The organism is Cellvibrio sp. GW822-FHT04B05, assembly GCF_058800985.1.
In genome coordinates this window covers 65,482-80,683 of record NZ_JBXAMU010000003.1, presented here as the reverse complement: position 1 = coordinate 80,683, position 15,202 = coordinate 65,482, and the positions used below count along the sequence as shown (strand labels likewise).

At 51.6% G+C, this 15,202-nt stretch carries 16 protein-coding genes; 7 read left to right on the top strand and 9 right to left on the bottom strand.

What is annotated here, in order from left to right:
- Positions 1-39: 39 nt before the first annotated feature.
- The 4 genes from AC1RJL_RS10400 to AC1RJL_RS10385 form a co-directional block, all read right to left on the bottom strand.
- The gene (locus AC1RJL_RS10400) at positions 40-1,545 is read right to left on the bottom strand and encodes a Ppx/GppA phosphatase family protein (RefSeq protein ID WP_492913640.1); all 1,506 of its coding nucleotides are present in this window, start codon (positions 1,543-1,545) and stop codon (positions 40-42) included.
- A gap of 195 nt (positions 1,546-1,740) precedes the next feature.
- Entirely contained in the window at positions 1,741-2,250 is a 510-nt protein-coding gene (gene secB / locus AC1RJL_RS10395) for a protein-export chaperone SecB (RefSeq protein ID WP_492913638.1), read from the bottom strand.
- A gap of 59 nt (positions 2,251-2,309) precedes the next feature.
- A complete protein-coding gene (gene grxC, locus AC1RJL_RS10390; RefSeq protein WP_492913636.1) occupies positions 2,310-2,567 on the bottom strand; it encodes a glutaredoxin 3 in 258 nt (85 codons plus the stop codon).
- Positions 2,568-2,597: 30 nt separating this feature from the next.
- Positions 2,598-3,011: a rhodanese-like domain-containing protein gene (locus tag AC1RJL_RS10385; RefSeq protein WP_492913634.1), complete on the bottom strand. Its 414-nt coding sequence runs from the start codon at positions 3,009-3,011 to the stop codon at positions 2,598-2,600.
- 367 nt (positions 3,012-3,378) lie between these two features.
- Between AC1RJL_RS10385 and gpmI the strand changes: the two genes are divergently transcribed.
- From gpmI to AC1RJL_RS10360, 5 genes are all read left to right on the top strand, one after another.
- Complete coding sequence (gene gpmI / locus AC1RJL_RS10380) at positions 3,379-4,926, top strand: 2,3-bisphosphoglycerate-independent phosphoglycerate mutase (RefSeq protein WP_492913632.1); 1,548 nt, start codon at positions 3,379-3,381, stop codon at positions 4,924-4,926.
- Between the two features lie 83 nt (positions 4,927-5,009).
- Entirely contained in the window at positions 5,010-6,191 is a 1,182-nt protein-coding gene (locus AC1RJL_RS10375; protein ID WP_492913630.1) for a murein hydrolase activator EnvC family protein, read from the top strand.
- A gap of 192 nt (positions 6,192-6,383) precedes the next feature.
- Entirely contained in the window at positions 6,384-7,805 is a 1,422-nt protein-coding gene (locus AC1RJL_RS10370) for a S41 family peptidase (RefSeq protein ID WP_492913628.1), read from the top strand.
- A 10-nt stretch (positions 7,806-7,815) separates the two neighbouring features.
- Positions 7,816-8,706, top strand: coding sequence for a divergent polysaccharide deacetylase family protein (locus tag AC1RJL_RS10365; protein ID WP_492913626.1), 891 nt, complete (start codon positions 7,816-7,818; stop codon positions 8,704-8,706).
- A gap of 143 nt (positions 8,707-8,849) precedes the next feature.
- Positions 8,850-9,074 (top strand): DUF6316 family protein, encoded by a 225-nt coding sequence (locus AC1RJL_RS10360; RefSeq protein WP_449524065.1) that lies wholly within the window; start codon positions 8,850-8,852, stop codon positions 9,072-9,074.
- A gap of 70 nt (positions 9,075-9,144) precedes the next feature.
- Here the strand turns inward: AC1RJL_RS10360 and hisF are convergent, their stop codons facing one another.
- The 4 genes from hisF to hisB all read right to left on the bottom strand — a co-directional run bounded on the left by hisF (position 9,145) and on the right by hisB (position 12,103).
- Positions 9,145-9,918, bottom strand: coding sequence for an imidazole glycerol phosphate synthase subunit HisF (gene hisF / locus AC1RJL_RS10355; protein WP_492913624.1), 774 nt, complete (start codon positions 9,916-9,918; stop codon positions 9,145-9,147).
- Between the two features lie 27 nt (positions 9,919-9,945).
- On the bottom strand, positions 9,946-10,677 hold the full coding sequence (gene hisA, locus AC1RJL_RS10350) for a 1-(5-phosphoribosyl)-5-[(5-phosphoribosylamino)methylideneamino]imidazole-4-carboxamide isomerase (RefSeq protein WP_492913622.1): 732 nt from the start codon (positions 10,675-10,677) through the stop codon (positions 9,946-9,948).
- Between the two features lie 172 nt (positions 10,678-10,849).
- Positions 10,850-11,506 (bottom strand): imidazole glycerol phosphate synthase subunit HisH, encoded by a 657-nt coding sequence (gene hisH / locus AC1RJL_RS10345; RefSeq protein WP_492913620.1) that lies wholly within the window; start codon positions 11,504-11,506, stop codon positions 10,850-10,852.
- Positions 11,507-11,509: 3 nt separating this feature from the next.
- A complete protein-coding gene (hisB, locus tag AC1RJL_RS10340; RefSeq protein ID WP_492913618.1) occupies positions 11,510-12,103 on the bottom strand; it encodes an imidazoleglycerol-phosphate dehydratase HisB in 594 nt (197 codons plus the stop codon).
- 221 nt (positions 12,104-12,324) lie between these two features.
- Between hisB and AC1RJL_RS10335 the strand changes: the two genes are divergently transcribed.
- Positions 12,325-12,951 carry a hypothetical protein gene (locus AC1RJL_RS10335; protein ID WP_492913616.1) on the top strand — a complete coding sequence of 209 codons (627 nt, stop codon included), beginning with the start codon at positions 12,325-12,327 and terminating at the stop codon, positions 12,949-12,951.
- Positions 12,952-13,147: 196 nt separating this feature from the next.
- Entirely contained in the window at positions 13,148-13,813 is a 666-nt protein-coding gene (locus tag AC1RJL_RS10330; protein ID WP_492913614.1) for a hypothetical protein, read from the top strand.
- A gap of 93 nt (positions 13,814-13,906) precedes the next feature.
- Here AC1RJL_RS10330 and AC1RJL_RS10325 read toward each other — a convergent pair whose 3' ends face one another.
- Positions 13,907-15,202, bottom strand: a complete 1,296-nt coding sequence (locus AC1RJL_RS10325; RefSeq protein WP_492913612.1) for a dicarboxylate/amino acid:cation symporter — start codon at positions 15,200-15,202, stop codon at positions 13,907-13,909.

Here is a 15,202-nt window from a genome sequence, read left to right as displayed (position 1 = left end):
GCTACAAAGAATAGCCGGGCGACTGCGATTGCCCGGCTATCAATCGGCAGCCACGTCCAACTGGTAGCCGATATCGCCCAGATGCCGCTGCTCGGTTTCAAGGTCGGCTTGGGTCAGCGGATGCTCATCAAGCCACTCAACCGGAAGGCTGAGTTTTATTTTCTTGTGATCCGCTTTGAGTTTAATCGCGGGCATGCCTTCTTTGATGCGGCCGCGATGGAAAATCGCCGCCATACGCAGCAAAATCGCGAGGCGCACCAGGTCGGTATTGTCGAGCGGGAAACTTTTGGCGGGGAAGCGTTTACGATGGGCGAGGACCAGGGCGGAAAGCTGGGTCTGCTCCGCGCGCGAACAGCCGGCGAGATCGACGTTCTGCACAATATAGGCGGAATGTTTGTGATAATCGTTGTGCGCAATATCCAAACCCACCTGATACAACCGTGCCGCCCAACCGAGCAATTTGCTCGCATCATCGGCGGTGAGCTGCCAGCTTTGGCCGACCTGTTTCAGTAGATTGAGCGCGGTTTTTTCCACCGCGACAGCTTTATCCATATTGACGTGGAAGCGCGCCGCGAGCGCATCGACACTCGCCTGGCGAATATCGTGATTCTCCAAACGGCCTTTCTGGTCGAACAGTAAGCCTTCGCGCAGTGCCCATTCGGAAGCAACCATTTGTTCCAGTTCGAGCGCCTCAAACAGGGCACTCAATACCATCACTCCGCCGAGGAATACCGGTTGGCGATCATCGGACAAACCGGCGATATGCGCATCGAGTTTGCCGTGGTTCAAATAAATCGCGATGATTTTTTCGAGCGAATCGAGGGTGATAGTGCCATCGCTCCAACCGTTGGCCTGACAGACTTTGGCCACCGCTTTGATACTGCCCGACGCGCCCAATACCTGCTGCCAACCGGCCTGTAAAAACTCGTCTTTCACCGGCTCCAATTCCTGCAGGCAGGCGATCAATGCTTTGGTCACCGAGCGTTCGTTGACCTTGCCATCCATAAAGAATTTTTTGGTGATGGCAATACAGCCCATGTTCAAACTTTCTTTCAGGCGCGGCTGCATGCCTTTGCCGATAATCACTTCAGTACTGCCGCCGCCAATGTCCATCACGATACGATTGTCATCATCCGGTGCGATATCATTGGCGACGCCGAGATAAATCAGGCGCGCCTCTTCATCGCCGGAAATAATTTCCACCGGGTGGCCGAGACGTTTTTCCGCTTCGGCGAGGAATTGGCTGGAATCTTTAATACTGCGCAGGGTTTTAGTGCCGACAATCCGCACACTGCGCGATGGATAGCCGCGCAAACACTCACCGAACCGCTCGAGACAGGCGAGCGCCCGGTCGCGCGCATCTTCACTCAAGCTCAGGTCTTCCTGCAGGCCAAATCCCAATCGCACCGGCTCGCGCAAGCGGTCGAGCAGCGTGAGCTGGCCGTCGTCCCAGCGCGCCACAATCATGTGAAAACTGTTGGAACCCAGGTCAATCGCGGCTATGTGGCTGGTTTGATTGGCATTTTTGGCGGAGAGGTTGAACATAAGACATTACTCGATGCTGTCGGCAGGGAGTGATTATGCGAGACTTTAGCGAGATTACAATGACAGATTTGCACTTGTTTAACACATAATAAAAAAGGCAACCACAAGGTGGTTGCCTTTTTTATCGAGCCGCGCAGGCCGCACCGCATAGGCCGCCGCTCAGGGAGGGCCGCTCAGGCAAATCGGCACGCCGGATTAATTCACAATTTCCGGTTTTTCTGCCTGGGCCTGCTCCGCTTGCTGTTGCGCAGCGGTAATCGCCTGCACAAATACCGCGTCAAAATTGATTGGCGCCAGCATCAGTGGTGGGAAGGTGCCGCGGCCGAGAATGCCATCAACGGCTTCACGGGCATAAGGGAACAGGATTTGCGGGCACGCGGTATTGATCAGTTGGGTCACTGCCGGGCCTTCGATACCGGCAATCGCAAACAGGCCGGCTTGTTTCACTTCTACCAGGAATACAACGCGATCTTCAATGCGCGCCGTAATGGTGAGCAGCAATACCACTTCAAACAGGCCGTCTTCCACCTGGTTGGCCTGGATGTTTAAATCCTGCTGGATATTAGGCTTGTAGGCTTTGGTAAATGCCTCGGGGCCCATAGGGGTTTCGAAAGAAATATCTTTCAAATAGATACGTTGGATCGCAAAAACCGGGCCGCCAGCGGCTGCCTGACCAGCATCTTGTTGGTTATTTTCTTCTGACATAATGAACTCGACTTACCTGATTTAGGAATGACCTGTTAGTGACGGCTACACTGCAGCGCTTAGGATTGCGCCAGCAATGCATCCAGTTTTCCCGCTTTATCCAGCGCCCAGAGATCAGTGAAACCGCCGACATGGGTGTCGTCGATCCAGATTTGCGGAACTGTACGCTGGCCGCTTTTGGTCATCATTTCCTGACGCAACTGCGGTTGGCTATCGACGCGAATTTCTTCCACCGCAACCCCTTTTTGCGCCAACAGTTTCTTGGCGTTCACGCAATAGGGACAGACTGCTGTGGTGTACATCAACACGCGTGCCATAACAAACTCCAAAAATTAAAACGATTTAGCTCATTTACCTTTTACTAGCGGCAGGTTTTGTGCCTGCCACTCGGCAATGCCGCCACCTAAACGGCGCACATCAAACCCTTCTTTACCAAGGAAGCGCCCGACTGCACCGGCATGTTGGCCAAGCTTATCGACCAGGATGATGGTTTTGTCTTTGTAGCTGGCGACCTCGGTAGATTCTTTACTCAATTTTGCGTAAGGAATATTGACTGCGCCCACAATATGACCCGCTTTAAATTCCGCGCCTTCACGCAGGTCAACCAATACGGCATTGCCTTCATTCACCAGACGCGTCACTTCGTGGGGTGAAACCGGGCGGCCACTTTTAATGCGGTCGCGCCAGACATAAACGTAAATCAACACGATCAGGATGGTAACCAGGAGCCATTCCTGGGAAACAAAAGCGAAAAAATCCACGGTAATTGCCTTCTTGAATATTTGCGGTGAATGGTAAAAACCGCCCGATTTGTGTCAGTGGGGCAAAAGTGGGGGCATGCAGAGTGGATTTCAATGCAGGCCACCGCAAACTTTGCCAGTGCAGGCGATAAGGCGGCGAAGTATACACGATTGCCTTGGGCAGATAGGTGCGGCTTTATCGCCGCCATAGCCAGAAATGCAGGGCACCAAATCCGATTTGACATAGAGTTACTGCGCCCAACCGGCTAGAATGCAAGTCATTCACGGGCACAAGCCCGAGGCCCTACCCAAAGGTTGCATACTGAAGCTGTCACAAGCGGCTCCCGGAATCGACCGATTCATGTTCATCCGACATTGGAAGCGATTTATGAGCGCGAAAAAACCTGTAGTTCTGCTGATTCTCGATGGTTACGGCTATTCGGAAAAAACCAAATACAACGCTGTCTACGCCGCAAACACCCCCGTGTATGACAATCTCTGGAAAACTTGCCCTAACACCCTGATCGATACTTCTGGTATGGCCGTGGGCCTGCCCGAAGGGCAAATGGGTAACTCTGAAGTTGGCCACACCACCATCGGCGCCGGCCGCGTGGTCTACCAGAATTTTACCCGGATCAACAAATCCATCAGCGATGGCGATTTCTTTACCAATCCCGAATATGTGAAAGCCATCGACAGCGCCATCGCGAATGACAAATCAGTCCACATCCTCGGCCTGTTATCCGAAGGCGGCGTGCACGCGCATCAGGATCACATATACGCGATTATCAAAATGGCCGTGCAGCGCGGAGCCAAAAACGTCTACCTGCATGCATTCCTCGACGGCCGCGACACACCACCGCGCAGCGCTGAATCATCGTTGCAACGAGCGGAAGACCTGTTTAAAGAGCTGGGCACTGGCCGTGTAGCGTCAATTATCGGCCGCTACTTTGCGCTGGATCGCGACAATCGCTGGGATCGCGTAAAAGCGGCCTACGATGTAATGGTCACCGGAGATGCCGAATTCGATGCACTCACTGCAGTCGATGGTTTGAAAGCCGCTTACGAGCGCGGCGAAAACGATGAATTCGTAAAAGCCACTGTAATCTGCGGTGAAGACGAAGAAGTCGCAACCATCAATGATGGTGACTCGGTAATCTTCATGAACTTCCGCCCTGACCGCGCGCGCGAAATTACCCGCGCATTAATCGATGAACCTTTTACCGGTTTTGAGCGCGGCGATACTCACCCGACTATCGCGCATTTTGTGCAAACCACTGAATACGCATCCAACATCAAAGCACCTATCGCTTATCCGCCCGAGAGTCTGGCAAATTCATTTGGCGAATATCTTTCCGGTTTGGGCAAAACCCAATTGCGTATCGCTGAAACCGAAAAATACGCGCATGTGACGTTCTTCTTTAACGGCGGCAACGAAGTTGTTTATCCCGGTGAAGACCGTATCCTGGTGCCATCGCCACAAGTTGCCACCTACGATTTGCAACCGGAAATGAGCGCACCGGAAGTAACCGATAAATTGGTTGCGGCGATTGAGTCCGGCAAATACGACGCCATTATTTGCAACTACGCCAACTGCGATATGGTGGGCCACTCGGGTTTGATGGAAGCGGCAATCAAAGCAGTAGAAGCGATTGATGTGTGTCTCGGCAGAGTATTGGCGGCAGTAGCAAAAGTGGGCGGTGAAGCGCTGATTACCGCTGACCACGGCAACGTAGAAGAAATGTTCGACGAAGAAACCGGTCAAGCACACACGCAACACTCCACCCTGCCAGTGCCGTTTATTTTCAGCAGTGCACGCAAAGGCACACTTGCATCCGGCGGTTCACTCGCCGATGTAGCACCTACCATTTTGTATTTGATGGGCATTCCCCAACCCGCTGAAATGACGGGTAGGAACTTGATTACCCTGAATTAACTGATCCAGAGTAATTGATCCAGGTGGAACAATGTTCCACCTGGATTGTCAGTGCCAAACAATCCATTCAGATAACAAAAAACATGATTCGTTTTTTTGCATTTTCCAAAACCATCGCGCGCAACAGTTTGCTCTGCGCATTGCTGGTTATCCCCAGCCATGGGTTCGCCGATGAAAAAGCGGATATGGCAAAGTTGCAAAAAGAAATCGAAGCGCTGCAAAAAGAATTAAAAAAGGTGCAGGGCACACGTTCGGATTTGCAGAAAGATTTGGAAAAATCCGAAACGCAAATTAATGAACTACAGAAAAAAGCAGATGAAATCAATAAAGAACTCAAGCAACAGAACAACGAATTAAACCAATTGAAAAATGAGCGCAGCCAACTCGAACAGGCGCGCAAGAATCAGCAGGCACAAATTGCCGAACAAATGCGTGCAGCGCACAAGCTGGGCGAGCAGAGCGAAGTCAAAGTACTATTGAATCAGGAAGCACCCGATAAGGTGTCGCGCATCATGAAATACCACAGTTATTTCATGGAAGCACACGCCGGCAAAATGCAAACTTATCTGGATACCATTACCCGCATTGATGCGCTCACGCCGAAAATAGAAAAAAAAACGCTTGAGTTAGGCGGTATGCAGGCAGAATTGGATGCCCAGCGCGCGCAATTGAAAAATATCCACGGCGAACGCCAACAAGCGCTCGCCAAAGTAAACCAGGACCTGAAAAATAAAAATCAGGAACTCGCCCAACTCAGCGAAGATCGCCGTCGCCTGCAGGCATTATTGGAGCGCGTCACCAGGAGCGTTGCCACTACCGGCGCGGTCAATTCACCCAGCTACGTCCCCTTACCCAAAGGCGGCGAAAAATTTTCCCTGCGCAAAGGCCGCTTGCCATGGCCAACCCAGGGCAGCATGATCCATCGTTTCGGTAGTGCAAGAATTGCCGGGCAGATGAATTGGAACGGTGCGTATATTTCAGCACCCATGGGCAATCAGGTGATTGCTGTTCATCATGGACGTGTAGTGTTTGCCGATTATTTTGGCGGCCACGGCTTGCTGGTGATTGTGGATCACGGCGAAGGTTATTTAAGCCTCTATGCGCACAACCAGAGTTTGTTGAAAAAAGCCGGTGAGCCGGTACGTGCCGGTGAAGCGATTGCCAATGTCGGCAATTCGGGCGGCCAGGCCGCAACCGGTTTGTATTTTGAGATTCGTCATCAAGGCAAACCGATTGACCCGAGTGCATGGCTGGCGCGCGGATAAGCGGCTAATGGGGTTGCTTTGCGGTTGATCAAGCGCCATTGCCGGAATTATTTTGTACAACATCTGTCATTTTTAAACGGTTTGCCTTAGTGTGCGCGCGCTACAGTTGCGCTTGTTTGGCACCGCTCATGCATTTAAATTTCAATGGTTGCGGTTGTTGTTGTCATTATTGTTGCGATCATCGGAGACGTTATGTTTCGCGCTGCTTTTACATCCGGGTTCAGGATCAGCTTTATTAACACATTTGTCGCACCTGCCGCCCTGTTAAGTGTGGTGGTATCGGCAAGCTGTTTTGCGGAAGGACCGAAAGTCACTGGCCCCGATGCCGGCTTATTGCCGCTGGAAGAATTGCGCACCTTTACCCGTGTTTACGATCACGTCCGCAACGGCTATGTCGATCAAATCGACGATGCCAAACTCCTCGAATTTGCTATCAAGGGCATGATCGCCGAGCTGGATCCACATTCCGCCTATCTCGATAAAGAAGCCTTTGCCGAACTGCAAGCCAGCACCTCGGGCGAGTTTGGCGGCGTCGGGCTGGAAGTCAGTACTGACGAAGGTTATATCAAAGTCATCACGCCTATCGACGACAGCCCGTCGGCCAAAGCCGGAATCAGGTCGGGCGATGTAATCACCCGCATCGACGACAAACCGATTAAAGGTATGGACCTGAATAAAGCAATCAATTTGATGCGCGGCCCCAAAAACAGCCCGATCAAACTGACCATTGCGCGCGAAGGCGTCGACCAGCCAATTGAATTCAATCTGGTGCGCGACATTATCAAAGTGCAAAGTGTGCGCACGCGATTGCTGGACGATAATTATTTTTATATCCGCATCGCCCAATTCCAATTGGATACCGGCAAAGACGTCGCGCAGAAACTGCGTGAGCAACTAAAAAAGTCAGCCAAAACCAAAGGTATAATCCTGGATCTGCGCAACAATCCCGGCGGCGTATTGCAGTCATCCGTTGAAGTGGTGGATGCATTCCTCGATGGCGGGCAAGTGGTTTACACCCAGGGTCGCCTCGACAATAGCAACATCAGTTACAACGCCGAAGCGGGCGACCTGAGCGGCGGCCTGCCGCTGGTGGTGTTGATCAATGATGGTTCGGCATCGGCATCGGAAATTGTTGCCGGCGCCCTGCAAGACCATCAGCGCGCGGTGATTATGGGCACGCGCAGCTTTGGTAAAGGCTCGGTGCAGTCGGTGATCCCGATCAGCAACGACCGCGCGATCAAACTCACCACCGCACTTTACTACACCCCCAATGGCCGCTCGATCCAGGCACAAGGCATTGAACCTGACGTAAATGTCGAGCGGGTAAAAATTGGCGATATCCAATCCGGCCCGAGCACCACTGAAGCCGATCTGGCGCGCCATCTGGGCAACACCAAAGGCGGGCAGGAAAGCACTAGTAAAGACCGCGCCAGCAAACGCACCAGCAGCGCCGATTTACTCAAAGAAGATAACCAACTCCACGAGGCGCTAAACCTGCTGAAAGGGTTGAATATTTTTATCCAGCGTACACCGGTTGCAGCATACAATCCTGGAGGCGAACCCGGGATTGCGCCGGATATCGTCGTCCAACCCGAACTTCGCACCACCGAATAACCGCCTGCAAATGGGAAATCGCGCTAGCGGCATTGCCCTCCTGCTTGCAACCAGCCTTGTGTTAGGCCAGCCCGCACTGGCGCAAGGCCGGTTGGCGATCATCATTGATGATATTGGCTACAACCTCACGCTCGGCAAACGCACCACCGATCTGACCGGCGATTTCACCCTTGCCGTTTTACCCTTCACTCCCCACGGGGTTGAGCTGGCCGAGCGCGCCCATACACGCGGCAAGGAAATCATGCTGCATGCGCCCATGAGCAATCGCCACAACTATCCCCTTGGGCGCGGCGGTCTGGTGAGCGGCATGGAACGCAGCGAATTTCTCGCCGTATTGCGCTTGAATCTGGCTAGTATTCCCTACGTTAAAGGCGTCAATAACCATATGGGCAGCCTGTTGACCGAGCAAGCCGAACCTATGGGCTGGTTGATGGAGGAACTGAAACAGCAGCAGTTGTATTTCGTCGATAGCCGCACCAGCGTCCAAACCCAAGCGCTGATCATGGCAGAGCAGATCCAGTTGCCCAGTCGCCGACGCGATATTTTTCTCGACGATGAACGCACCCCTGCCAATATCCGATTCCAGTTATTGCGTGCACTAAAACAGGCGAACAAACAGGGAACAGCCATTGCCATCGGTCATCCTTACCCGGAAACCCTCACTGAACTTGAGCAATTGCAGCCCTTGCTCGACCAATATGATGTGCACTTGGTAAAGGCCTCGGAGCTGATGGTTCGTGCGCCACAGCAACAAGCAAAGCGCAACATCCGTCACAAAAATGATATTTGCCTGGCTCCTCCCATAGGTCTTTGGCCACAGGTGTGGGCACCAATTGATCCCTTCGCGGTCGAGGAATTAGTGGTGGCTGCAGGTATAGGGCATAGAAATGTTAAAAAATGATGTTTTGGTTATTAATATTTCGCGTCCAAAGACAAACTAAATCTAGCCGCCAGTTCTTTTTGCTGTCTATAATCTGCGAGGGTGGTTTTTGATCAACCCAAGCAGGGATCCGATGAATCGGGAACATTTAGTGAGGACTTGATATGGCTACATCAAACAGAGCAGGCGAACAGGGTTCAGTACCTTCACGTCATGGCCGCTACCTACAAAAAGATGGCTACTGGTACTACACCACCCGCGAAGGCGTGGATATAGGGCCGTTTGATAGCCGCGATGATGCTGAAACTGGCGTCGGGGAGTTTATCGATTTTATCCAAGCCTCCGAGCCTAAAGTGTCAGACATGCTTAAACAGTATCGCGCGGCCTAAAGCCCGCTTTAGGCCGGATACAAGAAGGGCGCTCCATGAGCGCCCTTTTTTGTTACCCGGAAATTGATTCTTACAACCGCACCTCAATGCCCTGGCTGCGCATAAATTCTTTGGCTTGCGGGACGGTGTATTCACGGAAGTGAAAGATACTCGCCGCCAAGACTGCATCGGCACGCCCTTGGGTGACACCATCCACCAAGTGCTGCAAATTCCCCACACCACCGGAAGCAATAACCGGTACCGGTACCGCATCGCTGATCGCGCGGGTAACACCCAGGTCATAACCTTTCTTGGTACCATCGCCATCCATGCTGGTCAGCAGGATTTCGCCCGCGCCGTATTCCGCCATGCGGATTGCCCATTCCACCGCATTGATGCCCGTCGGCTTACGCCCACCGTGGGTAAAAATCTCCCAGCGCGGCTCTTCGCTTTCAACGCTCACCTTTTTCGCATCAATCGCTACGACTATGCATTGCGCGCCAAAGCGATCTGAAGCGGCTTTCACGAAATCCGGATTAAACACCGCCGCCGAGTTAATCCCGACCTTATCAGCGCCGGCATTAAGCATGGTGCGGATGTCGTCCACAGTGCGAATACCGCCGCCAACCGTGAGCGGGATAAATACTTCGCTGGCGATTTTCTCCACTGTATGCACAGTGGTATCGCGACCTTCATGGGTGGCGGTGATGTCGAGAAAAGTAATCTCGTCCGCCCCTTCCTGGTTGTAGCGCTTGGCAATTTCAACCGGATCACCCGCATCGCGGATATCCAGGAATTGTACCCCTTTAACCACACGACCATTGTCAACATCAAGACAGGGAATTATGCGTTTTGCGAGAGCCATACAGAAGTCCGCTTAAAGATCCGATGATTAATTTGCATCGCAGTAGGCCTGCGCTTCTGCCATGGTCAGGGTACCTTCGTAGATCGCGCGACCAGTAATAGCGCCGCAGATCCCTTTATGCGACTCGGCTTTAAGCGCGATGATATCGTCCATATCAGTGACACCCCCGGAAGCGATAATCGGGATGCTGGACGCCTGCGCCATGGCGACAGTCGCCTGCACATTCACACCCTGCATCATGCCGTCACGGGCGATATCGGTGTAGACGATACTGCTCACGCCGTCTTGCTCAAAGCGCTTGGCCAATTCACTCGCCTGTACATTAGATACTTCCGCCCAGCCATCGGTGGCAACCCAACCGTCTTTGGCATCGAGGCCGACGATAATGTGACCGGGAAATTGTTTGCACATATCGGTCACAAATTGCGGCTCTTTCACTGCTTTGGTACCGATAATCACGTACTCAACACCCGCATTGAGATAGTACTCAATTGTCTCTGCGCTACGAATACCGCCGCCAATCTGGATCGGCAGTTTGGGGTAAGCTTTGGCGATAGCAGTAACCACGCCGCCATTGACTGGCTTGCCTTCGAAGGCGCCGTTAAGGTCAACCAAATGCAGACGGCGACAACCTTGTTGTACCCATTGTGCAGCCATTGCGACGGGATCATCGGAGAAAACCGTGGAATCGTCCATCAAACCCTGGCGTAAACGCACGCATTGGCCGTCTTTTAAATCAATAGCGGGGATAATCAGCATCTTCAATCTCGCGTAAGGGCGCTAATTATTTGCGCCCTGATAATCGTTGTGTTTGGTAGGAATAACAAATTACGTATTTGGCGGTTTTGGGCCCAGCAAGTAGCACCCCTACAATCGTGCCACCCGTAGGGGCGCCACTTGTTGCGCCCTGATTTTTAATACGCGCCGCAATTTACGCCTTGCCATCCCAATGTAAAAAATTCTTGAGCAGTTGCAATCCAGCCGTATGGCTCTTTTCCGGGTGGAATTGCACGGCAAACAGGTTATCCCGCGCCAAGGCTGCATGAAATGGCAGACCGTAATCGCAAGTAGCAGCGATTTGGCTGGTATCTTCAGCCAAAATATAGAAACTATGCACGAAATAGAAACGACTATCCTGCGGAATACCAGACCAGAGCGGGTGATCGTTATGATGCACCTGATTCCAGCCCATATGCGGTACTTTCAGGTGATTTCCCGCCATATCCTGGTGATTTTCACCGAAGAAGCGCACATTTCCGCCGAGGATATCGATACAATCCACGCCGCCGTTTTCTTCACTGTGCTCCATCATCGCCTGCATACCGACGCAAATTCCCAACACCGGTTTGCCAGTAGCGATTTGGTCGCGCAAGAGTTGGTCAAGGCCGAGGCGTTTGATTTCCGCCATGCAGTCGCGAATCGCGCCCACACCGGGGAATACTACGCGGTCAGCGGCAGCTACCACAGCGGGATCGGAAGTCACTACCACATTCTGCTCGGGAGCAACATGGCTCAGCGCGCTCGCCACCGAGTGCAAGTTGCCCATGCCGTAATCGATAACGGCGACTGTCTGCTTACCGTTTGTCATAAATCAGAGGCTACCTTTGGTGGACGGCATAATACCTTCCATACGCGGGTCAAGTTCCAGCGCCATACGCAGGGCGCGACCGAAGGCTTTAAATACGGTTTCGATCTGGTGGTGCGCGTTGTGGCCGCGCAGGTTATCCACGTGCAGAGTAACGCCTGCGTGGTTGACGAAGCCCTGGAAAAACTCCCAGAACAGTTCCACATCAAATTGGCCGACACGTTTTTGGGTAAAAGGGATGTCCATAACCAAACCAGGACGACCGGAAAAGTCGATCACCACGCGCGACAAAGCCTCATCAAGCGGCACATAGGCGTGGCCGTAACGACGGATACCTTTTTTATCGCCCACGGCTTTGGCAATCGCCTGGCCGATGGTGATGCCGATATCTTCCACTGAGTGATGGTCATCAATGTGGATGTCGCCATCGCAAGTCACGTCCAGATCGATCATGCCGTGGCGGGCGATCTGGTCCATCATGTGCTCCAAAAAAGGCACACCGGTATTGAATACCCCTTTGCCGGCGCCATCGAGATTGAGGCTGACGCTGATTTTGGTTTCAAGGGTATTACGTGTCACTTGTGCTATACGATCTGACATGCCTAACTCCGTCAAACCGGAAAATTTCCGGCGGTACATAATAAAGCGCGAATTATATAGACTTGGGGCGCCGAATTCACGGAATGCCGCGCTATTGGGATGATTGTTAAGTTTCCGTACAGATTCCCGCGCTCAAAATCCGACCAACTTGCGGTATAAATCGCGCACCCGGGCGAGATTGCCGCCCATGCCTCCCGTTTCTTATTTTTGATGGATGCCCTATGACCAACACCCTGTTAGCACACTGCCTCCTCTGCACCAGCCTGTTTGCATCCAGTGCATTTGCAGCGCCCTCAAACAACAATCCCAACAATGCCGATTACACCGGCTGGAGCTGGTCCGGGCATGTGGATCACGTTACTATCGATTCACAGGCAGCAGCAGAACAATGGATCGAAGACACCGCCACTGCAATTGGTGGCTCGGCGGAGTACTACTCCAGCAAAACGGAAAACACCCTCGTGCTCGGCGCCAGCATTTTGTTTTATCGCGATAACGCTGAATTTGCCCAATACGTTGAAGATTACTGGGGCTACGTGGATTACAGCAAATCCGATGCTAACGCCTTTATGTTGTTTGCCGAATACGGACCCAAATATCGCTTCGGCCAGGACAACATGACTTTTGTCACTGTGCGTGGCGGCGTGAGCGGCATTCTTGGTTCGGAGCGCAGTATCAGTAACTGCCGCAATTGTTATTCGGAAGATATTGAAATCGACGGCGGCGTCTATGGGGTACTCGGTATTGGACAAACCCTTGGCAGCCTGGATTTGAGTTTGCAATTCCAGCAATATTTTAGCGGCGATCTTGACAACAGCCTGCGCCTTAAACTATCTGGCGCATTTTAATACATAAACCCTGAGGGCATTTAAAATGCCCTCAGGTCGATTTCGTCAGTTGCTCAGGTTTTTATAAAAAGTTGGTATTAAGAGTCACTTGCGTTTGTTTGGTCATGGTTTACTTTTAAAGCGCGACTAAACAAAGTCAGCAACAGCATGCGGGACCGCTAATGTGATTACCTATAACTATTACCAGAGAAACAGTTTGACCGACCCCCTCAACCCTATACGCCAATTAATCCGGCAAGCACAGGAACAGGATTGTGCAACCGGAAAATTGTTAGAATTTGTGGAGTGCCGCAAAAACCATTTGCACGCTGCCATCAAATTGCCGGAACAACAGGCCGCAAAAGGGTTGGCAGATTTTGTCGTGCGCTACATAAAACACGTGCCGGATTTTATCGATGCGATTCGCAGCATGGCGCAAGAGGCTGGCATTTACGACGATGTCGCACCGCTATTAAAAATTGCGAGCGATTATTTTTTATCGCCGCCCTCGATTGTCGACCCGCACAGCCAATTGGAAGCATTGCTCGACGAAGCTTATCTTGCGCATCGTTTGCTCGAAGAAGTGAATGATCGCTTTATGGCAAAAAGTGGAATTCCACTGGCGCCTATGGATATGACCGTCGCCAATGTTATTGCCCATGAATTAATTGGCGAACCTTTTGCGAATGAGCTGGATCAGGCAGTGTTATTTTCGGCCGAATTATTATTAAACGAACATGGTTTTGAAGGCAGGAATTTTAACGATTATATCAATGCCCATCGCGATCGAGGCTGGGCGGAAGAATTGGAGCGCTGGCCGTGTTTGGTTGATGATCTGGCGATCAGTGTTGAATTTGATACGAACAACGATACCCGTCACTGAATAATGTTTAGCAGCTTCGATGGAAGAAATAAAAAAGGCGAATGGCTATTACACCATTCGCCTTTATTTATTAGCCGGTTTTAGCAACAAAAATTACGGGGATTCATTTTCCACATTGAGCGACGGATTATTGTAGCGCTCTATATCCAGCATTTTTTCGCTCTTCGCTACTATCACCGCCACCACCGCATCACCAGCGACATTGACGCCAGTGCGGATCATATCCAGCAGGCGATCTACACCGATAATCAATGCAATACCTTCCACCGGCAAACCTACCGATTGCAATACCATCGTCAAGGTAACCAAACCAACGCCAGGCACACCGGCGGTGCCGATGGACGCAAGTGTTGCAGTGAGCACAACCATCAGGTAACCGGCAATGCCGATATCGATACCATAGGCCTGCGCGATAAATACCGTCGCAACACCTTGCATGATAGCAGTGCCATCCATATTCACTGTCGCGCCGAGCGGAATGGAAAAACTGGCAACTTTATTGTCCACGCCCAAATCGTGTTCAACAGTGCGCAACGTGATGGGAATAGTGGCATTACTGGATGCTGTACTGAATGCAAACAACATTACTTTTTGCATTTTCTTGAAGAAAATAATCGGGTTTAAACCGGACAGGACTTTGATCAGCAATCCGTAAACACCCACACCATGCAAAAACAAAACAAATACCACGGTGAAAAAATATTTCGCCAGATCGAGAATAATACCGACGCCCAGCGTCGAGAATAATTTCGCCAGCAGGCAGAACACACCATAGGGCGCGAGCTGCATTAGCATCATCACCATTTTAATAATTACATCATTGAGATTATTAAAAAATATAAGAATGCTGTTGCCCGCTTCACCTCCGGTGCGCGCGATTGCCAGGCCAAACAAAATCGAAAAAATAATAATCTGCAACATATTGGTTTCCACCATGGATTGCAGCGGGTTACTGGGCACAATATCAATCAGCGTTTGTTTGATGGAGGGAATTTCCGGAGCAGTGAAATTGCTGCTGGTTGGAATACCCACCTCGGCGCCCGGTTGGATAAACACCGCGCAGGCAATCGATAACGCAACCGCAAACGATGTACAGCAAATATATAAACCGAGGGTTTTTCCGGCGAGCGCACCCATGCGGCTCTGGCCACCCAAGGCTGCTGCGCCGCACACGAGTGACACAAATACCAAAGGCACCACTAATAATTTGAGGGAAGAAATAAAAATCTGGCCGACGATATCGAACAGGCCCTCGATCAAATACTCCTTTACCAGCAAGCCAAAACCTTGCGTAGGTGATGAGTGAGCGCCGCCGAGCAACAAATTGAACACTATCCCGACAATCACCCCCAACACCATGCCGAGCAGAATTTTGTTAGTCAGAGACAT